Below are 21,842 nucleotides of genomic sequence, written 5' to 3' on the forward strand. Positions count from 1 at the left end.
GGCCGGCGGCGGTCAGCGTCGCCAGCGCGGGCAACAGCAGGCCGAGTTCGCCGATGCCCTCATGCCCGGCCAGCAGTTCGGTCAGCGCCCCGCGCGGCCAGCCGCCGCCGGGCAGTTCGGCATCGAGGAGGGGGAAGCCGCTGCCAAGAGTCGGCGCCGGCGCCACGGCGAAGGCGTCGCCGCGACGGATCTCGCCACGCTGCAGCGCCCCTGCGAGGGCGGGATTCATGGTTTGGGTGAATCAGAGGGTACGCCCGTCTCTAATGAGACCGACGGCCACGCCCTCGATGGTCAGCGCTTCCTTGCGGGTATTGACCAGGATGGGCGCGAAGTCGCGGTTTTCGGCGATCAGTTCGACCATGGTGCCGCGCCGCTTGAAGCGCTTGACGGTGACTTCGTCGCCAATGCGGGCGATGACGATCTGGCCGTTGCTGGCTTCGGAGGTGCGATGCACGGCAAGCAGGTCGCCGTCGAGTATCCCCGCCTCGATCATCGACAGGCCGCGCACGCGCAGCAGGAAATCGGCCTGCGGGGTGAACAACGCGGGATCGATGCGGATGTTGCCGAGGCGGTTTTCCACGGCCAAGAGCGGGCTGCCGGCGGCGACCGTGCCGATCAGCGGCAGGCCGAGTTGCTCGACCAGGCGGATGCCGCGCGCGGAGCCGGGTTCGAGGGTGATCGCACCCTTTTTCGCCAGCGCCCGCAGGTGGTCCTCGGCGGCATTGGGCGAAGCGAAGCCGAAGGCACCGGCGATCTCGGCGCGCGTCGGCGGCATGCTGAAGACTTCCATGCTGCTGCGGATGAAATCGAGGATTTCCTGCTGGCGGGGGGTCAGATCGTGGGCCATGGCATGCTCCGGTAGCTGGTGTTGCATACAGTACATGAAACCGGGGCCGCGGTAAACAGTTTGGCGCATCCAGCGAACCGCGCGCGGGGGCTTTGTAGGATAATTCGCCGCTGGTCGTCGGGAGAGAGTGATGCGTTTCCCGCCTGCACCGCCGAAGGCGCAACCCCCAGGAACCGCTCAGGCAAAAGGACCGACGACGCACCGAAAATCTGGAGAGCGGCAGCTCACCGCAGCATCGTGAAGCCTGCCCGCCGACGGAGTAAATCTCTCAGGCGCCAAGGACAGATGGGGACGTGACGGAGCCCCGTCACGCCACTTGCCGCATCTTGTCCGAGGATTACCATGCCGCTACGCACGCCGCTCCATGACTCCCATCTTGCCGCCGGCGCGAAGATGGTCGACTTCGCCGGCTGGGACATGCCCATCCACTACGGCTCGCAGATCGAGGAGCACCACGCCGTGCGCCGCGACGCCGGCATGTTCGACGTCTCCCACATGTGCGCGCTGGACCTCGCCGGCGCCGATGCCACGCGCTTCCTGCGCCGCCTGCTGGCCAACGACGTGGCGAAGCTGGCCGTGCCGGGCAAGGCGCTGTATTCCTGCATGCTGAACGAATCGGGCGGCGTGATCGACGACCTGATCGTCTACTTCTTCAGCCCGACGCACTACCGCATCGTGGTGAACGCCGGCACCGCGGAGAAGGACATCGCCTGGATGCGCGCGCAGCTGGTCGGTTTCACCGCCGAACTCACGCAGCGCCGCGAGGGCCCCGCTGCGCTGGCCATGATCGCCGTGCAGGGGCCGAACGCCCGCGAGAAATTCTGGGCCGCCTTCCCCGCCGCGCGCGCCGCGACGCAGGCGCTGGGCGTGTTCCAGGCCGCGGAATGGGAGGGCTGGCTGGTCGCCCGCACTGGCTACACGGGCGAGGACGGCTTCGAGATCGCCCTGCCGGCCGCCGCCGCAAGACCGGCCTGGCAGCAACTGCTGGACGCCGGCGTCAAGCCCTGCGGCCTGGGCGCGCGGGACACCCTGCGGCTGGAAGCCGGCATGAACCTCTACGGCCAGGACATGGACGAGGGAATCACGCCCTACGAAGCCGGCCTGCGCTGGACGGTGGATACGAAGGACGCCGCGCGCGACTTCATCGGAAAGTCGGCGCTGGTGACACGGCAAGCGCGCAACCAGTTCCAGGGCCTGCTGCTGCTCGATCGCGGCGTGCTGCGCGCCCACCAGAAAGTCGTCACGCCGCTGGGCGAGGGTGAGACCACCAGCGGCAGTTTCTCGCCCAGCCTCAACCAGTCCATCGCGCTGGCGCGCCTGCCGCAAGGCATCGCCCCCGGCAGCGAGGTGGACGTCGAAATCCGCGACAAGCGCCTCAAGGCGCGCGTCGTCAAGCCCGTATTCGTCCGCAACGGTAACCCCCTGATCTGAGGAAACGCACATGAACACGCCAGACAACCTGAAATACGCCGCTTCCCACGAGTGGGCCCGGCTCGAAGCCGACGGCAGCGTCACCATCGGCATCACCGACCACGCCCAGGAAGCCCTGGGCGACATCGTCTTCCTCGAACTGCCGGCGGTCGGCCGCGTGGTCAAGGCCGGCGAGGAATGCGCGGTGGTCGAGTCGGTCAAGGCCGCCTCGGACATCTACGCGCCGGTCTCCGGCGAAGTGGTGGAGGCCAACCAGGCCGCCGCCGACGCGCCGGAATCGGTCAACGCCGATGCCTATGCCACCTGGCTGTTCCGCATCAAGCCGGCCGCCGCCGACCAGTGCGTCACCGAACTGGGCGGCCTGCTTACGGCCGACGCCTACGCCGCGACGCTCTGACATGCACGCTGAACACCTTTCCCACCCGCTCACCGAGCTGGAAAACCGCGAAGAATTCATCGGCCGCCACATCGGCCCCGACGAGCACGCCATCGCGGCGATGCTGGCCTCGATCGGCACCGATTCGCTGCGCACGCTGATCGGCGAGACGGTGCCGGCGACGATCCGCCTGCAGCGCCCGCTCGACCTGCCCGCCGCGATGCCGGAACATGCCGCGCTGGCGGCATTGAAGGCCGTCGCGGCGAAGAACGTGCTGAAGAAGTCGCTGATCGGCCAGGGCTACTACGGCACGCTGACGCCGCCGGTGATCCTGCGCAACCTGTTCGAGAACCCGGGCTGGTACACCGCCTACACGCCCTACCAGGCCGAGATCGCCCAGGGCCGCCTGGAGGCCCTGCTCAACTACCAGCAGACGGTGATCGACCTCACCGGCCTGGAGCTCGCCAACGCCTCGCTGCTCGACGAGGCCACCGCCGCCGCCGAAGCCATGACCATGGCGCGACGCGCCTCGAAGGCCAAGGGCAATGTCTTCTTCGTCGATGACGCCGCCTTCCCGCAGACCATCGATGTGATCAAGACGCGCGCCGCGTACTTCGGTTTCGAGCTGGTCTTCGGCCGGCCGGAAGATGCACACAGGCACGAACTGTTCGGCGCCCTGTTCCAGTACCCGAATGCGCGCGGGGAAATTGCCGACCTGACCACGGCCATCGCCCATGTAAAGAACAAGGGCGGCGCGCAGTGTCCGATCGTGGCCGTCGCCTCCGACCTGATGGCCCTGGTGCTGTTGAAGCCACCCGGCGAGATGGGCGCCGACATCGCGCTCGGCTCGTCGCAACGCTTCGGCGTGCCGATGGGTTTCGGCGGACCGCACGCCGCCTTCTTCGCCACGCGCGAAGCCCATGTGCGCTCGATGCCGGGCCGCATCATCGGCGTCTCCAAGGACGCGCGCGGCAAGACGGCCTACCGCATGGCGCTGCAGACGCGCGAACAGCACATCCGCCGCGAGAAGGCCAATTCCAACATCTGCACCTCCCAGGTGCTGCTGGCCAACATCGCCGGCATGTATGCGGTGTGGCACGGGCCCAGGGGACTGCGCGCCATCGCCTCGCGCATCCACCGCCTCGCCGCGCTGCTGGCGGGCGCCCTGGGCGTCACCGGGCGCGACTTCTTCGATACCTTTGAAGTAAGAGTCGGCGCTGGCAACACGGCGAAGATCATGCAGGCGGCGGTCGCCGCCGGTTTCAACCTGCGCCGCGTCGATGAGGAAACGGTCGGCATCAGCGTGGACGAAACCACCACGCGCGAAGACGTCGCCGCGCTGCTGAAGCTTTTCGGCCACACCGGCGCCCCGGTCGAGGCGCTCGACGCCGCCCGCCCCTGCGCGATTCCCGTGACGCTGCAACGGCGCGAACCGATACTCGCGCACCCGGTGTTCAACAGCCACCATACCGAGCACGGCATGCTGCGCTACCTCAAGCGCCTGCAGAACCGCGACCTGGCGCTGGACCACGCCATGATCCCGCTCGGCTCCTGCACCATGAAGCTCAACGCCGCCGCCGAGATGATTCCCGTCTCCTGGCCCGAGTTTTCGCAGATGCACCCCTTCGCCCCGCTGGACCAGGCGAAGGGCTACGTCGAACTGATCACCGGGCTGGAGCACCAGCTCAAGGCCATCACCGGCTTCGATGCGATCTGCATGCAGCCGAATTCCGGCGCCCAGGGCGAATACGCCGGTCTGGTCGCCATCCGCCGTTACCAGGAAGCGAACGGCCAGCGCGCGCGCAACGTCTGCCTGATCCCGAAGTCGGCCCATGGCACCAACCCGGCCACGGCGCAGATGTGCGGCCTGGAGGTCGTCGCGGTGGCCTGCGACGACAACGGCAACGTCGACGTGCCGGACCTCAAGGCCAAGGCCGCGCAGCATGCCGAACGCCTGTCCTGTCTGATGCTGACCTACCCCTCGACCCATGGCGTGTTCGAGGAAGCGGTGAAGGACATCTGCGCCATCGTGCATGAGCACGGCGGTCAGGTGTACATGGACGGCGCCAACCTCAATGCCCAGGTCGGCCTCTGCCGACCTGCCGACATCGGCGCCGACGTCTCGCACATCAACCTGCACAAGACCTTCGCCATCCCGCACGGCGGCGGCGGGCCGGGCATGGGGCCGATCGGCCTCAAGGCGCATCTGGCGTCCTACATGGCCAACCACGCGGTGCAAGCCGTTCCCGGTCCGCACGCCGGTCAGCACGCGGTCTCCGCCGCGCCCTGGGGCTCGGCGTCCATCCTGCCGATCTCCTGGATGTACATCAGCATGATGGGCGGTGCCGGCCTGACGCGCGCCACCGAGATCGCGATACTCAACGCCAACTACGTCGCGGCGAAGCTCAAGGACCATTACCCGGTGCTCTACACCGGCCGCCAGGGACGCGTCGCCCACGAATGCATCCTCGACGTGCGCGCCATCAAGGCCGCCACCGGCGTGGCGGAGATCGACATCGCCAAGCGCCTGATGGACTACGGCTTCCACGCACCGACGGTGAGCTTCCCGGTGGCCGGCACGCTGATGGTGGAACCCACCGAATCGGAAGACAAGGCCGAGCTCGACCGCTTCTGCGCCGCGATGTGCAGCATCCGCGACGAGATCCGCCAGATCGAGACCGGCGCCTGGACGCTGGAGCAAAGCCCGCTCAAGCATGCGCCGCACACCGAGGCGGATTTCATCGGCGAATGGACGCGTCCCTACACGCGCCAGCAGGCGGTGTTCCCGCTGCCCTGGGTCGCCGAGAACAAGTTCTGGCCTTACGTGAATCGCATCGACGACGTTCACGGCGACCGCCACCTGTTCTGCGGCTGCGTGCCGATGGAGGAGTTTGAACAACTTGGCGGAATCGCCAGCAGCGCAAACACCGACGGCTATCGCGACAGGCGGGACCGTTTCTGATGCGTCCAATACCCACAGTTTGTGGGAGCTGCGGCGCGACGCGCCTGTGACTCTCTTCCATCAACCGCTGTTCAATCAACGCTTGCTCGCCCAGCGCGCGGCAAGCCAGCCGACGCCCCAAGATCACAAAAAGCTGCTCCACGACTGGGCGGAGACGATACGCAACGGTAGCATCCGCAAGCAAAAGGAATCAGAACTGCGCGGACCTTTCATCCAGCGCGTGTTCGTCGAACTCCTGGGCTATCGCCCCTTCGGCAACGGCCTCGAATGGACGCTCAATGACGAGAAGCGCACCGGCAGCGGATCGGCGGATACCGCGTTGGGGTTCTTCAGCAGCACCGGCAAGAAAGTAATTGCTCCGGTCGAACTGAAGGGCGCGGATACCCCGGACCTCGACGCCATCATGCCCGGCCGGCACAAGAGTCCTGTGCAGCAGGTCTGGGAATACGCCATGGACACGCCGGGCTGCAAGTTCCTGCTGGTGTCGAACATGGTCGAGGTTCGACTCTATGCCGTCGGCCACACCCGGCAGGTCTACGAGCGCTTCGAGATTCTCGAACTGGCCGACTCCGATGCGGCCTACCGGCGCTTCCGCCTCCTGCTTTCCGCGGATCGACTGCTGTCCGGGGAAACCGCGAAGCTGCTGCGCGAAAGCGCGCTGGCCGAAAAGGAAATCACGCAGAAGCTCTATCGTGACTACAAAACCTGGCGCATCAACCTGCTGATCGCCCTGATGCAAACCACCGAAAGATCCGCCGAAGAGTTGATCGAACCGGTGCAAAAGCTCCTTGACCGCGTGCTGTTCGTCGCCTTCGCAGAAGACCGTGGTCTTTTGCCGTCAAAGTCGCTGAGCCAGGCCTGGTCGCATCGCGATCCTTATCACCCGCGCCCGGTTTGGGACAACTTTCATGCCCTGTTTCGCGCCATCGACAAGGGCAACCCGGCGCTTTCCATACCGGCCTACAACGGTGGCCTGTTCGCTGCCGATCCCGTGCTTGACGCGCTCGCCGTGCCCGACGACGCCTGCCGGATGTTCGCCGAACTCGGCGGCTACGACTTCGCCGAGGATGTGTCCGTTAACGTGCTGGGCCACATTTTTGAGCAGTCCGTCAGCGACATCGAGCAACTCAAGGAACTGGCCGGAACGGAAGGTTTTACGTTGGGTGCGCTGGAAGCCCAGATCAGGGAGTCGGCGACTTCCATCTCCGGCAAGCGCAAGCAGGACGGCATCGTCTACACCCCCGACCCAATCACCCGCTTCATCGTCGATCAGAGTCTCGGCACGTTCCTCGCCGAGCAACTGGCTCGAATGCGCGCCAACTTCACCACAACCGATGGAAGCTGGCGCAAGCCGACCGAAGACGAAAAAAAGCTCGCCGGGCGCAAAAAGCAGGTCAAGCTCAAGTCGCAGGAGCGCCTGGTCGAATTTCTCTTCTGGAACGCTTGGCGCGATCGTCTGCACACCTTGCGCGTAGTCGATCCGGCCTGTGGCTCGGGCGCCTTCCTGATTGCCGCCTTCGACCTGCTCGACTCCGAGTACCGTCGCGCCAATGAGCAGATTCAGGCCATCACCGGCAACCCCGACTTTTTTGACATTAACCGCGAAATCCTCAACAGCAACCTCTACGGCGTCGACCTCAATCCCGAAAGCATAGAAATCAGCAAGCTGTCGCTGTGGCTCAAGACTGCCCAGCACGGCAAGCCCCTGGAGAGCCTGGAGGCCAACCTTCGCATCGGCAACAGTCTGATTGCCGACGCCGAATTCACCACCCGACCGTTCGACTGGCACGCTACCTTCCCCGACGTCTTCGCCGATGGCGGTTTCGATGTCGTCCTCGGCAACCCGCCCTATGTCCGTATGGAGCGCCTCAAGCCGGTCAAGCCCTATCTGGAGCAGCGCTACGGGGTCGCCAGCGACCGCGCCGACCTCTACTGCTATTTCTACGAACTGGGTCTCTCCCTGCTAAAACCTGGCGGCCGACTCGGCTATATCTCATCCTCAACCTTCTTCAAAACCGGCTCCGGAGAAGCCTTGCGTCGCCATCTCCTGGGCCACGCGCAAATCCGTACCCTTGTCGATTTTGGTGATATCCAGGTCTTCGAAGGCGTCACCACCTATCCCGCCATCGTAGTTATGGATCGCGCAGACAGTCCCGATCCGCTTGCGCCCGTCCACTTCCTCGCGTTGGGGAAGACCATGCCGGAGAGTCTGGCAGCCGAGTACCAACAACACGCCGGCACCTTCCCGCAAGATCAGCTCGGCAACGAATCATGGCGACTTGAAAGCGACGTGCTGGCAAGCCTGCGCGAGAAACTGACGCAGGGCCACCCGACACTGAAGGATGTCTATGGTTCGCCGCTCTACGGCATCAAGACTGGCCTCAACGAGGCCTTTGTCGTCGACAGGGCGACCCGCGACCGACTGATTGCCGAAGACCCGAACTCGTCCCAACTGCTCAAGCCCTTCCTCGAAGGCAAGGACTTGAAGAAGTGGCGCATTGAGCCGCAGGACTTGTGGCTGATCTACATCCCCAAGCGCCGTGTCGCCATCGCCGACTTTCCGGCAATCGAGCGCCACTTGAGGCAGTTCAGGACCGCACTGGAAAAGCGGGCGACCAAGCAGGAATGGTTCGAGTTGCAGCAGGCACAAGAGGCATATGTGCCCAAGTTCGAGGGGCCAAAGGTCTTTTATCCTGATATGTCCCAAGGCCCCAAGTTCGTCATCGATGAGCAAGGCTTCTTTGCAGGAAATACGGGGTATTTCGTTCCAGACGCGGACTGGTATTTGATGGCCCTGCTTAACTCGCGAGCTAACTGGTTCCATCTCTGCGGCACCGCGGAGGCATTGCGAGGGGGTGAGTGGCGGCTTCGTCTATTTGCGGAGAACATCGAAACCATTCCCGTACCAACTCCGGACAAAAATACACGAATCCGCCTCGCCACACTCGCCAAATCCGCCCAGCGCGCCGCCGAAGCGCGCCGCGATCTGCAACAGAAATTCCGCTTCCGCGTCCGCACCGACCTCGCACCAGGCGCCCTGTCCGCGACGCTAAAGGGCAAGCTGCTCGACTGGCCGGCGCTCGATTTCAAGGCCTTTCACGACGAGATCAAGAAGCAGTTCAAGCAACCCATCCCCCTCGCCGAGCGCGACGACTGGCAGGCACGCTTCGACGCCGACAAGGCGCGAGTCGCCGAGTTGACAACCGAGATCGCGCGCTGCGAAAGGGAAATCGACGCCGAGGTCTATCGCCTGTTTAATTTGACTGCCGACGAAATCGCGCTGATCGAGGGCGGCTCATCCCTTGCCGCAACCAAGGCGCCGTGCGACGATTGAAGCCAATAAGCTCCCAGACAGATCGGAATTCCATGAACCAGCATCTCGTACTCACCGTCATCGGCGACGACCGCCCCGGCCTGGTCGGCGAACTCTCGGCGACGATCAGCGCACACCAGGGCAACTGGCTGGAGTCCTCGATGGCGCAACTGGCGGGCAAGTTCGCCGGCATCGTCGAGGTCAGCATCGATGCCGCCCAGGCCGACGCGCTGAGCAAGGCATTGGGCGAGCTCAAGGGATTGAAAGTCACCGTCGAATCCGCCGCGGCGCAGAAGTTATGCGAAGCGGTATCCCCTGGCGGGACGGCGCCCGCGGGACGGCGCTTGAAGCTGGCCCTGGTCGGCCACGACCGCATCGGCATCGTGCGCGAGGTTTCCATGGTGCTGGCCAACCACGCGGTCAATGTCGAGAGCCTGGAAACCCACACCTCGAGCGCGCCGATGTCGGCCGCCGTGCTGTTCCATGCCACGGCCGAACTCACAGCCGCGCCCGGCCTTGACGCCGGCGCCCTGACACAGGAACTGGAGCGCATCTCGCAGGACCTGATGGTGGACATCACGCTCGACGAGACGATCCGCGCCTGAGCAATGGGCTACCTCCTCCACATCACCAACAAGAATTATTCCTCGTGGTCGCTGCGGCCCTGGGTGCTGATGCGTGCGCTGGGCATCGCCTTCGATGAGGTGCTGCACCGCTTCACCCGCGGCAGCGCGCCAGACTTCCGTGAAATCTCTCCCTCGGGCAAGGTGCCCTGGCTGGTCGATGGCGACACCGTGGTCTGGGATACGCTGGCCATCGCCGAATACCTCGCCGAGCGCCATCCCGGCGTCTGGCCGGCGGACGCTGCCGCCCGCGCCTGGGCACGCTGCGCTGCGGCCGAAATGCATTCCGGCTTTTCCGTGCTGCGCGGCCAGCACGGCATGAACGTCGGCGTGCGCGTGGCCGTGGCGCAACGCTCTCCCGAACTGCTGGCCGACATCGCGCGCATCGAACGACTCTGGAACGAAGGCCTGGCGCGCTTCGGCGGGCCCTTCCTGGCCGGCCCCGCCTTCAGCGCGGTCGACGCCTTCTACGCGCCGGTCGCTTATCGCTTCCGCACTTATGGCATCACCTCGCAGGGCGCCGCCGCCGGCTATATGGAAACCATGCTCGCCCACCCGGCCATGCGCGAATGGGAGGCGGCCGCCCTGGCCGAGGACTTCCGCGATCCCCCGCACGAAGACGAACTGGCGCAGATCGGCCGCGTCACCGCCGACCTGCGCGTGCCCGCGAGGTGAAAACCCCCGAACTGCTGGCTCCGGCCGGTTCGCTCCTGATGGCGCGCACGGCGCTGGACTTTGGCGCCGACGCGATCTACGCCGGCCAGCCGCGTTACAGCCTGCGCGTGCGCAACAACGATTTCGGCACGCTCGACAACCTCGCCGCCGGGATCGAAGCCACGCATGCGCGCGGCGGCAGGTTCTACCTGGTCAGCAACATCCTGCCGCACAACGCCAAGCTCAAGACCTATCTCGAGGACATGGCGCCGGTGATGGCGCTCAAGCCCGATGCGCTGATCATGGCCGATCCCGGCCTGATGCTGATGATCCGCGAACGCTGGCCCGAGATGCCCATCCACCTGTCGGTGCAGGCCAACACGGTGAACCACGCGGCCGTGAAGTTCTGGCGCAGCACCGGCGTGACGCGGGTGATCCTGTCGCGCGAACTCTCGCTCGACGAAGTCGCCGAGATCCGCCAGGAATGCCCGGACACCGAGCTCGAAGTCTTCGTGCACGGCGCGCTGTGCATTGCCTACTCGGGGCGCTGCCTGCTCTCGGGCTACTTCAACCATCGCGACCCGAACCAGGGCAGTTGCACCAATTCCTGCCGCTGGGATTACAAGGTCCATGAGGGCGTCGAGGATGCCAGCGGCGATGTCGACCTGGCCCAGCCGCGCCCGGTCGCCGTGTCGCCAGCGCCGACTCTTGCGAGTGCCGCGCCCGGCAAGCTGCGCCGCCCGGGCGCCTGGCTGATCGAGGAACGCGAGCGCCCCGGCGAGTACATGCCGATCGAGGAGGACGAGCACGGCAGCTACATCCTCAACTCGAAAGACCTGCGCGCCATCGAATACGTGGCGAGGCTGGCGGAAATCGGCGTCGATTCGCTGAAGATCGAGGGCCGCACCAAGTCGCCCTACTATGTCGCGCGCTCCTGCCAGAGCTACCGCCAGGCGATAGCTGACGCCGTCGCCGGCCGGCCCTTCGACGCGCGCCTGATCGGCCAGCTAGACGGCCTCGCCAATCGAGGCTACACCCCCGGCTTCTACGAGCGCCGGCCCGACCGCGACTACCAGAACTACCTGCGCGGCAGCTCCGAATCCAGCCGCAGCCAGTATGTCGGCGACGTCACCGGCTACGACGCCGAGGGGCTGGCCGAGATCGCGGTGAAGAACCGCTTCGCCGTCGGCGACCGCCTCGAAATTGTGCGGCCCGAGGGCAACCTGGAAGTCGTCATCGAGGCCATGCGCAACGCCGAAGGCGCGCCGACAGCCGTCGCCCCGGGCAGCGGCCACCACGTACGCATCGCCTTGCCTCCGGGCTGCGAAGGCGCCTTCGTCGCCCGCTTCCATGCCGCAACGGAAGCCGCCGGATGAGCGGGCTGCACGAAATCCGCATCCCGATCTATCCCGAGTGCTGGGAGACCTGCGGCTCCTGTGCCCAGGGCGACATCACGGTCTGGGAAATCCTGGTCAAGCCCGGCGACACGGTGAACTTCGACGACAACGTGATCACCCTGGAAACCGGCAAGGTCGCGCTCGACATCCAGTCGCCGCACGCCGGCACTGTGGCCGAGGTCTTCGTCGAGGAAGGCCAGCATGTCGCCGAGGGCACGCTGGTGATGAGCATAGACACCGGCGACTAGGGCTGAGTGGAGCTTCGGTGACTTGACCCCAATCCTTAGCCGTATTAATATTGCGCGCAAATTAACTCACATTTTTAATAAATGAAAGACAATGGGTTCGAACGAATTTACATAGAAGACTTGCTGCGCCGACTCCGCGAGCCTGTCCGGCGCATGACCATTGTCGCCGGACCGCGTCAGGTCGGGAAGACAACCTTGGTCCAGCAAGCTCTGGCAAGGCTCAATGCAGAAAAGCCCGTCCGTTTCTTCGCCACCGATCAGGCGATCGCGCCCCGTACCGGCCCCCGCACCCAGTCCGAGGATACTGTCGACGACATCATCGTCGCCAATGCTGCATCGCTCGCTCGCGTCTGGCAGGCGGCCCGCGCCGCGGCCCAGGGTTCCAAAAAGGGCTACGTCCTGGTTCTTGACGAAATCCAGAAGGTTCCGCGCTGGTCTGAAATCGTCAAAGGTCTGTGGGATGCCGACCGGGCCGAGAACCTCGATATGCACGTGGTTTTGTTGGGATCCTCGCCACTACTGGTCCAGCGAGGCCTGAGCGAAAGCCTGACCGGTCGCTACGACCTGATCCATCTCGGCCATTGGTCGTTCCAGGAAATGCAGGAGGCCTTCAATCTTTCGCTGGAGGAATTCATTTACTTTGGCGGTTACCCGGGCAGCGCGGACCTCATCCGGAATGAAAGCGAATGGCGCCACTATGTGCGCTACAGCCTCGTCGAACCAAGCATCGAGAAGGATGTGTTCGCGCTCAACCGCGTCGACAAGAAGTTCCTGCTCAAGCAGTTGTTCCGCCTCGGCTGCGACTACTCCGGCCAGGTGTTCACCTATTCCAAGATGGCCGAGAACCTCCGTGACTCGGGCGACAAGGCCCATACCAACACCATTGCCGATTACCTGGAACTGCTGGCCCAGGCTGGACTGCTGGCCGGCCTGCAGATGTTCTCGGCCAATCGTCTGCGCCTGCGCGCCTCGCCGCCCAAGCTCAACGTCCTCAACACTGCACTCATGTCCGTGGAAACCGACTACAGCTTTGCCGAGGCAAGAGCCGACCGCAGCCATTGGGGCCGCCTTACAGAAAGCTCTGTCGGCGCGCACCTCTACAACGCCGGCATGGCCGACGACTGCCGTCTGCACTACTGGCGCAAGAGCCCCCATGAAGTCGATTTCGTCCTGACGCGCGGTCGCCGAATTCTCGCCATCGAGGTCAAGAGCGGCAGGCCACCCAACCACAGCCGGGGAATGGACGCCTTCGTCGCGGCCTATCCAGGCAGCAAGACCCTGGTCGTCGGCGAGGGTGGCATCGCGCTGGCGGAATTCCTTTCCCACCCTGCCGCCCATTGGCTGGAATGAGCCTCGAATTGCACATTCCGCGCCGCTGCCGCGAGGAGCGAAGGGAGCGCCAGGCGGACCAGGAACACGAGGAACCGGCCTCGCTGGCCGCGTTCCGCCAGAGCCATGCGTATGTGCTGCTTGGAGAACCCGGCGCGGGCAAGTCAACGAGCTTTACCGAAGAAGCCCGCCAAGCCGGTTGCATGCTGGTTCGCGCCCGCGAACTCCTGCGCCGCGACAACCTGGACGCATGGAAAGGGAAGACTCTTTTCATCGACGGGCTCGACGAAATGCGTGCCGGCGGCGGCGGCCGCGGCCTGCCCATCGACGCGATCAGCCGCCAACTGGAACGACTCGGCAACCCCGCGTTTCGCCTCTCCTGCCGCGAGGCGGACTGGCTTGGCACGGCGGACCGCGAAGCCTTGGGCAGTTGGACTGGCGGCGGACTGATCGTTCTCCATCTCGACCCGCTCGACGGGGATGAGATACGTCGCCTGGCCAGTGCGTGGCTGGAAAAGCCAGCCGATGAGTTCCTCGAACATGTGCACAACACAGGATTCAGCGAACTTCTGGGAAATCCGCAAAACCTGAAGTTGCTCGTGGAAGCCTTCAAGGGCAATGTGTGGCCCAAGAGCCGCAAGGAATGCTTCGAGCTCGCCTGTTCGCGCATGGCGGCGGAACAAGACGCCAAGCACCAGCTCGCCTTGGGAGAGAAACTCCCGCCGGTCGAGGCCCTGCTGGATGCCGCCGGTTTTATTTGCGTGATGCTGCTGCTCACCGACAAGTCAGGCATCGCGTCGATCCCGGCCGAATCCGACGAGAGCCATCCGCCGCTTTCCGAAATCCTGCCACCCGATCCCCTCCCACTCGATCTGGCGCTACGCTCACGGCTATTCGAGGAAGACGGCGAACTTAGGCGCAGACCCGCACACCGCAGTGTCGCCGAGTTCCTCGCCGCCAGATACCTTGCGGGCCGCATTCGCGACGGCAAGCTTTCCCGGCGACGGGTTCTCGCCTTGCTCGCGGCCGACGACGGCAAACCGGTCACCGGCCTGCGCGGACTCTGGGCCTGGCTCGCCGCCCTTCTTGACGGAACGACCCGGCGAGAAATGATCATCAGCGATCCGGTCGCGGTCATGCTGTACGGCGATGTGCGCGCCATGGCTCCGGAAGACAAACGCGCCCTGCTCGATGCCCTGGGTGAGGCCGCCCGGCGCTACCCGTGGGTCCTGGGCGGCCATTGGCGCCGAGCGCCCATGGGCGCCCTGGCCACGGTGGACATGGCGGAGACCCTGCGCAACATCCTCAACGATAGTAGCCGCGAAGAGCACGACCAAGCCGTTGCTGACTGCGTGGTGCAGGCCCTTCGTCACGGCGATCCGATACCCGTCCTGGCCGGGACGCTGGAGACGGTCGTCAGGGACGACAGCCGCTGGCGAAAGATCAGGATCGCCGCCCTCGAAGCATGGCTTCGCGCGCTCCAATTGGAGGATGGAAGTGGAAGCACCTTCGGCATGGCGTTGCTTGACGATGCAAGAACCGGCGCAGTCACCGATCCCGACGACGAACTGGCGGGGCTGCTTCTGGAGGCGCTCTATCCGCGCTTGCTGCCGCCCGACACAGTATTCGAGTACCTTCATGCCCCGAAACAAGAGAACTTCATCGGGTCGTATCGGATGTTCTGGTCCGAGGACTTCCTGAAACGAACACCCGACGAAGCATTGCCGATGCTGCTGGACCAGATGGCCGCGCGACCGGAACTGCGATTGCCCGTCGACTATTGGCATCCGCTGTCGGAGCTGATCCCCGACCTGTTGCTCAAGGGCCTGCAAACCCATGGCGAAACCGTGACAGGCGAGCGCCTGCACGATTGGCTGGGCATCGGCCTCGATGAGCACGGATCGCAAATGGAGGATGGGCGAAAGAAAATCACCGCCTGGCTGTCCGCCCATCCGCAAGCCTGCAAACAGGTGTTGTCCATCAGCCTGGACCGCGCAGCCCAAAAGGAGACCTTCTACATTTTCGAATGGACGCGGCGGCTCTACGATGCCGCGGTACCGCCAGACTGGGGTCGGTGGCTGCTGTCCCAGGCGGAGCGCACCGAACGCGACGACATCGCCAGGGAAATCTTCCAGCAAGCCGTGGCAACCCTTTGGCGCGGCGCAGGAAACGACGGCATGTCGTTGGACATGCTCATCGATTGGTGCGAACGGCGCCCCCGGTTCCGCCCGTGGCTGGATGCCATGCTCGTTTGGGAACTCAGGGAAGACCATTGGGACGACGTGCGTTTTGGCTTGGAGAGGAAAGAAAAGCGCCGACGGAACCTGCGCGAGTGGCTTGCCTACTTCCGTTCCCACCAGGCCGCCCTGCGCGCCGGCGGTGGGCCGCCGAATGCCCTGGATGCCCTCGCCTCGGCGTACCTCGGTTATTGGACGGACACGCGCGGAGATACCCCGCGCGAAAGACTGGCGGTCTTGCTCGACAAGGACGCCAACCTCATGGCGGACGCACTGACCGGCCTGCGCCTCGCACCCCGGCGCCCCGATCTACCGGATGCGGCAGAGGTCTTTCGCCTCGCGACCGCCAACCAACGCCATCTGCTTGCTTTTCCCTGCCTCGTCAGCGCCATGGAAGCGCCCGAAGAGATTCAGCTCCTCCCCGATGAAACGTTGAAGACGCTGGTGGCCATGTATTTCACCCATGGCTATGACAAGCCCGCCCCCTGGCTGACCAATCTGAAGCACACCAGGCCGGCGCTCGTCACCGAGGTCCTGATCGGCCACGTCCTGCCTGCACTCAAGGGCGGCGTTGCACAACCCGCGGGAATCCACGACTTAAGGAATGAGGAGGAATCGAAAGAAATTGCCTCGCAGGCGCTGCCGAGGCTGCTGGAAGGTTTTCCGCTGCGTGCCAAACAGGAGCAATTCCATAGCCTTGAAATCCTGCTCAAGGCAGGCATGCGGCATCTTCCGGAAACCGACTTCCTGAAGCTCACCGATGCGCGCCTGGGGAAAAAGAGCCTCGAAGATGCCCAGAGGACACTGTGGCTTGCGGCCGGCTTTCTGATTCAGCCCGGTCGCTACCAAGAGTCGCTCGCCGCCCATGTCGGCAGGAACCAGACCCGCATCGCCTTGCTTTCCGGCTTTCTGCCGGACCGGGGTGAACGGTGGCCGTTTGCGCGCCCTCTGCCGGTCACGGCCCTGGCGTGGCTGATTGGCCTGATCGGCGCGCATACCGCTCCCTACGGGATCAAGAACGGCACATACCACGTCACCGATGCCATGAGTCGTGCCGACTTGATCGAATCGCTGATCGGCCTGCTGGGCGCGAGACCCGAGCTTGAGGCGGGTATCGCGCTTGAGGAACTATCCTCACAGGCACGACTGGCGCCGTGGCGCAACTCGCTGCGCCACGCGGCCCACAGCCAGGAGACCGTCCGCCGCGAAGCGGGATTCCGCCATCCGGCAATTGGCGAAATCCTTGACGCGCTGCGAGGCGGCGCACCCGCCGGACCGGGCGACCTGGCGGCGCTGACGCTGGAACACCTGGATGAACTCGTTAAGCATGTCCGCGACGGGGCGAGCAATACGTATCGATTCTTCTGGGATTCCCATCCGGACAAGACCAGAACCTCGAAAATCGAAAACGAGTGTCGCAACATCCTGAAGGATCTCCTGGAACCACGCCTCCTGTCCCATCGCGCATACATCGACAAGGAAGCTGATTTCGTCGACGACAAGCGCTCCGATCTTGGCGTGAGGTTCAATGGCTGGCGCCTACCCATAGAGATCAAGAAAGACAGCTACAGGGAAAAGGGCAGGGACGTCTGGAACGCACTGCGTTTGCAGTTGATCGACCAATACCTGCGTGGTCCGGACACCGGCGGATATGGCATCTACGTCGTGTTTTGGTTCGGCGAAAAAAAAGCAATGCCGTCCTCGCCTGCTGGTCGCAAGCCCGGCAATGCTGCCGACCTGGAAGCGCAACTCACCGAACTGCTCGAACCAGCGGAACGCCATCGCGTCAGCGTTCGGGTCATCGACTGCGCATGGCCGCAATAGTCCACGGTCACCGCAATGCAAAATGGGTCGCCGAGGGTGCGCTGCTGATGACCATCGCCACCGATTGACGCGCATTAGGCATGCGCGTAAGCTGCGCGCACCAAATATGCGGAGAACCGCCATGAGCACCGCCAAGAAAGCCGCCAACCTGACCGTGCGCGCCGACCTGCTGGAAGAGGCCCGCGCGCGCAAGATCAACCTGTCGCAGACGCTGGAAACTGCGCTAGCCGCCGAGTTGAAAAAGCAGCGCGAAGCGGAGTGGCTGGAGCAGAACAAGGCCGCGATCGAGGCCTACAACCGCCATGTTGAGAAGCACGGTCTGTTCTCCGACCGCTACCGCACGTTCATGCGCGAAGACTGAGCGCCGAGGCTCCAATGGCCCACCTCGACGTCTATCGCAACCCGGATCGAACCACGTCCACCCTTATCCCCTATGTACTCGACGTGCAAAGCAGCCTGCTCGGCAGCCTGCCAGGAAGCGTGGTCATTCCCTTGGCACGGCCCGAAACGGTCGGAACCTTGCCCATCCTGCGACTCAATCCGCAGGTTAGCGTGGAGGGCAAGAAGCTGATCGCCTTGACTCAAGACCTGACACCCGTGCCGCGCCGCCTGCTCAAAAAATCCGTCGCCAACCTTTCACCCCAGCGCGAGGAAATCCTCGCCGCGCTGGATTTCCTTTTCACCGGTTTCTGAACCACTCCATCCCGAAAGCACCATGGCCCAATACGTAATGTCCATGCTCCGCGTGAGCAAGATCGTCCCCCCGAAACGCCAGATCATCAAGGACATCTCGCTGTCCTTCTTCCCCGGCGCCAAGATCGGCCTCTTAGGCTTGAACGGCTCCGGCAAATCCACCGTGCTGCGCATCATGGCCAAGGCCGACACCGAGTTCGAGGGCGAGGTGCAGCACCTGCCGAACCTCCGCATCGGCTACCTGCCGCAGGAGCCGCAGCTCGACCCGGCCAAAACCGTGCGCGAGGAAGTCGAATCCGGCATGGGCGAGGTCATGGAAGCCCAGGCCAAGCTCGAAGCCGTGTATGCCGCCTACGCCGAACCCGACGCCGATTTCGACAAGCTGGCCGAGGAACAGGCGCGGCTGGAGGCGATCATCGCCACCTCCGGCGCCGACAGCGAAACGCAACTGGAGATCGCCGCCGACGCGCTGCGTCTGCCGGCCTGGGACGCGCCGATCAAGAACCTCTCCGGCGGCGAGAAGCGCCGCGTGGCGCTGTGCAAGCTGCTGCTCTCCAGGCCCGACATGCTGCTGCTGGACGAGCCGACCAACCACCTCGATGCCGAATCCGTCGAGTGGCTGGAGCAGTACCTGCTGCGTTTCCCCGGCACCGTGGTCGCGGTGACCCACGACCGTTACTTCCTCGACAACGCCGCCGAGTGGATCCTCGAACTCGATCGCGGCCACGGCATCCCCTGGAAGGGCAACTATTCCTCCTGGCTAGAGCAGAAGGAAGCGCGCCTGGAAACCGAATCCAAGCAGGTCGATGCCCACATGAAGGCGATGAAGCAGGAACTGGAATGGGTGCGCAGCAACCCCAAGGCACGCCAGGCCAAGAGCAAGGCCCGCCTGCAGCGCTTCAATGAAATGTCGGAAGTCGATTACCAGAAGCGCAACGAAACCCACGAACTCTTCATCCCGGTCGGCGAGCGCCTCGGCGACAAGGTCTTCGAGTTCAATGAAGTCAGCAAGGGCTTCGGCGACCGCCTCTTGATCGACAAGCTCTCGTTCAGCGTGCCGCCCGGCGCCATCGTCGGCATCATCGGCCCCAACGGCGCCGGCAAGTCGACGCTGTTCAAGATGCTCACCGGCCAGGACAAGCCCGACTCGGGAACCATCGACGTCGGCCCGACGGTGAAGATCTCCTACGTCGACCAGAGCCGCGACTGCCTCGACGGCAGCAAGACGGTGTTCGACGAACTCGCCGGCGGCGCCGACATCATCACCATCGGCAAGCAGGAAATTGGCAGCCGCGCCTACATCGGCCGCTTCAACTTCAAGGGCGGCGACCAGCAGAAGAACGTCGGCAACCTCTCCGGCGGCGAGCGCGGCCGCCTGCACCTGGCCAAGACGCTGATGAACGGCGGCAACGTGCTGCTGCTCGACGAACCCTCCAACGACCTCGACGTCGAGACCCTGCGCGCACTCGAAGACGCCCTGCTCGAATTCGCCGGCTGCGCCATGATCATCAGCCACGACCGCTGGTTCCTCGACCGCATCTGCACCCACATCCTGGCGGCGGAAGGCGATTCGCAATGGAGCTTCTTCGCCGGCAACTACCAGGAATACGAGGACGACAAGAAGAAGCGCCTCGGCGAGGAAGGCGCCAAGCCGAAGCGCATCCGCTACAAGCCGATCACGCGCTAGCGCGAACCACGTCGCGGCCTGCTCCGGTCGTGGCGCGGGAACCCACGGGAGAGAAGGCCATGCTCGATGAAAACACCATCGCACTGCTGGGCCAGCTCGGCATCGGCCGCGCTGCCGCGGAAGCGGCGGCGTACTGGCTGATCATTCTCACGGTGCTGTCGGTGGCGGCGGCCATCCCTACGGTGATGGTGGCACGCAAGAAGGGACGCTCGACCCTCGCCTGGCTGCTTCTTGCGCTATCGATTCCCGTCCTGCCCCTGCTGCTGGTCTGGCTACTGCCCGGCCGGCCCGGGCGGCCTCGCTAGCTCCTCGATCCGGACCGCGGCGGCGCAGGCATGGACGACGACAAGGCGGCGCAAGGCCCGACTGCCGGGCCCGGTGTAATCCCCAACCGCCACGAAACCCTGGAAGTGTTGCGGCTGATGGGCCGCTACGTACCGATCCTTATGCTCGGCGGCGATGCCGACGGTTATGGCGCACGCTGGACGATACATGGCGCCGAAGTGCAGCCGGGCATCGCCGGCTACCTCATGGAACAAGGCTACCTTGTCGACTCCGGCCCGACCGAAATGGGCGCACGCAAGCTGATACTGACCGAGGAAGGGATTCGCTTCCGCGCCGAGGGCATTGCCTGGTGGAATGGCCTCGGCATCCTGCAAAGGCTGAAGATCCGCATTCTCGGCTAAGCGATCGTGACAGGCCGCGACGCCTCAGCTCTCGCCGATGACGACGCGGTCGGTGCCCTCCATGCGGTATTCCGGAACGACCAGGTTGGCGGGCGCCGGCCCCATGCGGAACACGCGTCCGGCAAGGTCGAACTTCGAGGTATGGCAAGGGCAGAGGAACTCGCTGCGATCACCGGGCCCGCTGCGCAAGGCCGGCGGACAGCCCTGGTGGGTGCATTGGCCGACCGCGACAAAGAGCTCCGGGCGCAGCGATCGATGCGGATTGCGGCACGCCTCCGGTTGCAGCGAATGGAGGGACGCGGGATCCGCCAGTTCGCTCTCGTAACCGGATAGCCCGGCGATCTCGTCGGCGCCGCGGCGCAGGAGCCACACCGAGCGCCCCTTCCATTCCACCGTGCGCAGGCGGCCCGGCGCCAGGTCGCCGACCTCGACCGGCAGCGGACTGCCCGCCGGCGGCTGCGGCCGCGTCGTGACATGCCAGGCCGCGCCGAAGCCCGCGCCCAGCACGCACAGTCCGCCGGCGAGGTGGAGCCGGCGGCGTTCGACCCGACCGGCGCTCACGACGGGAACCTCGATGGCCAGGATGCGGTGCCGCCGGCGACCGAAGGAGGTCGCGGTGGGGCGCCGACTTTCGCGGCGCGCCCCGGCCTTGCGCCACCCCTATTGCCCGACCGCCGCGACATGGCCGACGAACATGACGGCGGCAAACGTGCGCCGCGGCAGCTTGTCATGGGAATCGGCCATCACCGCCCCCCCCCCCCTCGCACCGGATGGTGCTGCCTGCCTCGGCCACCATCCTCGGCGCGGCGATGCATTCGCGGACGGCGGTGCCGCCAGCGCCGCGGTCGCAGCGGACGGCGCCAGCAGGGAAAAAATGTGTCTCACGGGAAATCCAATCGGGTTGTGGAGTTCAGCGCACCATCTCACAGGCAACGCCAGAATGGCGAACCGGGCGACAGCGGGAAGCAGTTGATCATGGGAAAGGGATAGGGCCCCGGCAACATCATGGGGCCGATGGCCTGGTTGCGGCAATGGCGCAGTTCCTGCTCGATGCGCTCGCGGCAGGCCGCGTCGCGCCGGTTGGCCTCCGTCGCCATGTCGTCGAAGACCCGGCGGCGTTCGGTGGCGACCATGTGGTCCAGCACCTCGCGCGGCACGCCCTGCGCCGCCAGTTCGAGGATCTGTCCCGCCGACAGCCGGTAGCGCGAGGCCGAGGCGGCAATGCGGGAAATGATCTCGTCCGCCGCAATGCCCTGCCGCGCCAGCGCCACGACCTGCTCCAGCGGCAGCGCCGCCACCGGCTGCGGCAGTAGCGCTTCGAGCTGTTCGGCGCTGATGCGATCGATCTTCGGCGGTGCCAGCGGCGCCTCGGCGCAGCCCGGCGCCAGCGCGGTCAGTGCGGCGGCAAGCAGCAGGCCGCGCACGGCAGTCGTCGGCGCGCATTGATCGGGACGGGTGGACATGGTCCGCCAATGATAGGCGACGCCGCCGTCTCGCGGTAGCCGGCCGCCAGGCCGGCGCGACCACCGCGTGAA

18 protein-coding genes, 1 pseudogene and 1 riboswitch are annotated in these 21,842 nt (G+C 65.0%); of the genes and pseudogenes, 15 read left to right on the forward strand and 4 right to left on the reverse strand.

What is annotated here, in order from left to right; genetic code table 11:
• Nucleotides 1–229, reverse strand: a pseudogene (locus J0M27_RS17710) (SOS cell division inhibitor SulA); the annotation flags it as partial.
• Nucleotides 230–241: 12 nt separating this feature from the next.
• On the reverse strand, nt 242–847 hold the full coding sequence (lexA, locus tag J0M27_RS17715; protein WP_294994822.1) for a transcriptional repressor LexA: 606 nt from the start codon (nt 845–847) through the stop codon (nt 242–244).
• Between the two features lie 108 nt (nt 848–955).
• Nucleotides 956–1,050: riboswitch (glycine riboswitch) on the forward strand.
• Between the two features lie 139 nt (nt 1,051–1,189).
• On the opposite strand from lexA, the gene gcvT reads away from it, so the two are divergent.
• The 15 genes from gcvT (at nt 1,190) to J0M27_RS17790 (ending at nt 20,307) form a co-directional block, all read left to right on the forward strand.
• Nucleotides 1,190–2,278 carry a glycine cleavage system aminomethyltransferase GcvT gene (gcvT, locus tag J0M27_RS17720; RefSeq protein WP_294994825.1) on the forward strand — a complete coding sequence of 363 codons (1,089 nt, stop codon included), beginning with the start codon at nt 1,190–1,192 and terminating at the stop codon, nt 2,276–2,278.
• A gap of 10 nt (nt 2,279–2,288) precedes the next feature.
• The gene (gene gcvH, locus J0M27_RS17725) at nt 2,289–2,675 is read left to right on the forward strand and encodes a glycine cleavage system protein GcvH (protein WP_294994827.1); all 387 of its coding nucleotides are present in this window, start codon (nt 2,289–2,291) and stop codon (nt 2,673–2,675) included.
• A 1-nt stretch (nt 2,676) separates the two neighbouring features.
• Nucleotides 2,677–5,616, forward strand: a complete 2,940-nt coding sequence (gene gcvP, locus J0M27_RS17730) for an aminomethyl-transferring glycine dehydrogenase (protein ID WP_294994829.1) — start codon at nt 2,677–2,679, stop codon at nt 5,614–5,616.
• A gap of 46 nt (nt 5,617–5,662) precedes the next feature.
• On the forward strand, nt 5,663–8,950 hold the full coding sequence (locus J0M27_RS17735; protein WP_294994831.1) for an N-6 DNA methylase: 3,288 nt from the start codon (nt 5,663–5,665) through the stop codon (nt 8,948–8,950).
• A 32-nt stretch (nt 8,951–8,982) separates the two neighbouring features.
• The gene (locus J0M27_RS17740; RefSeq protein WP_294994833.1) at nt 8,983–9,534 is read left to right on the forward strand and encodes an ACT domain-containing protein; all 552 of its coding nucleotides are present in this window, start codon (nt 8,983–8,985) and stop codon (nt 9,532–9,534) included.
• A gap of 3 nt (nt 9,535–9,537) precedes the next feature.
• Nucleotides 9,538–10,227 (forward strand): glutathione S-transferase family protein, encoded by a 690-nt coding sequence (locus J0M27_RS17745; protein ID WP_294994835.1) that lies wholly within the window; start codon nt 9,538–9,540, stop codon nt 10,225–10,227.
• A complete protein-coding gene (yegQ, locus tag J0M27_RS17750; protein ID WP_294994838.1) occupies nt 10,224–11,582 on the forward strand; it encodes a tRNA 5-hydroxyuridine modification protein YegQ in 1,359 nt (452 codons plus the stop codon). The genes J0M27_RS17745 and yegQ overlap by 4 nt, the downstream gene beginning before the upstream one ends.
• Nucleotides 11,579–11,851, forward strand: coding sequence for a biotin/lipoyl-containing protein (locus tag J0M27_RS17755; protein ID WP_294994841.1), 273 nt, complete (start codon nt 11,579–11,581; stop codon nt 11,849–11,851). The genes yegQ and J0M27_RS17755 overlap by 4 nt, the downstream gene beginning before the upstream one ends.
• A gap of 153 nt (nt 11,852–12,004) precedes the next feature.
• Nucleotides 12,005–13,201, forward strand: coding sequence for an ATP-binding protein (locus J0M27_RS17760; protein WP_294994844.1), 1,197 nt, complete (start codon nt 12,005–12,007; stop codon nt 13,199–13,201).
• Nucleotides 13,198–17,241 (forward strand): hypothetical protein, encoded by a 4,044-nt coding sequence (locus tag J0M27_RS17765; RefSeq protein ID WP_294994847.1) that lies wholly within the window; start codon nt 13,198–13,200, stop codon nt 17,239–17,241. Before J0M27_RS17760 ends, J0M27_RS17765 begins: the two co-directional genes overlap by 4 nt.
• 121 nt (nt 17,242–17,362) lie before the next feature.
• Complete coding sequence (locus tag J0M27_RS17770; protein ID WP_294994850.1) at nt 17,363–17,602, forward strand: type II toxin-antitoxin system CcdA family antitoxin; 240 nt, start codon at nt 17,363–17,365, stop codon at nt 17,600–17,602.
• 14 nt (nt 17,603–17,616) lie between these two features.
• Entirely contained in the window at nt 17,617–17,934 is a 318-nt protein-coding gene (locus J0M27_RS17775) for a CcdB family protein (protein WP_294994852.1), read from the forward strand.
• A 22-nt stretch (nt 17,935–17,956) separates the two neighbouring features.
• Complete coding sequence (gene ettA / locus J0M27_RS17780) at nt 17,957–19,621, forward strand: energy-dependent translational throttle protein EttA (protein ID WP_294994854.1); 1,665 nt, start codon at nt 17,957–17,959, stop codon at nt 19,619–19,621.
• 59 nt (nt 19,622–19,680) lie between these two features.
• Nucleotides 19,681–19,926, forward strand: coding sequence for a hypothetical protein (locus J0M27_RS17785; RefSeq protein ID WP_294994857.1), 246 nt, complete (start codon nt 19,681–19,683; stop codon nt 19,924–19,926).
• 30 nt (nt 19,927–19,956) lie between these two features.
• Entirely contained in the window at nt 19,957–20,307 is a 351-nt protein-coding gene (locus tag J0M27_RS17790) for a hypothetical protein (protein ID WP_294994860.1), read from the forward strand.
• A gap of 24 nt (nt 20,308–20,331) precedes the next feature.
• Here J0M27_RS17790 and petA read toward each other — a convergent pair whose 3' ends face one another.
• Nucleotides 20,332–20,868 carry a ubiquinol-cytochrome c reductase iron-sulfur subunit gene (gene petA, locus J0M27_RS17795; protein ID WP_294994863.1) on the reverse strand — a complete coding sequence of 179 codons (537 nt, stop codon included), beginning with the start codon at nt 20,866–20,868 and terminating at the stop codon, nt 20,332–20,334.
• Nucleotides 20,869–21,230: 362 nt separating this feature from the next.
• On the reverse strand, nt 21,231–21,770 hold the full coding sequence (locus tag J0M27_RS17800; protein WP_294994865.1) for a hypothetical protein: 540 nt from the start codon (nt 21,768–21,770) through the stop codon (nt 21,231–21,233).
• Nucleotides 21,771–21,842: the final 72 nt, after the last annotated feature.

It is taken from the genome of Sulfuritalea sp. (genome assembly GCF_017302275.1).
Classification (GTDB): domain Bacteria; phylum Pseudomonadota; class Gammaproteobacteria; order Burkholderiales; family Rhodocyclaceae; genus Sulfuritalea.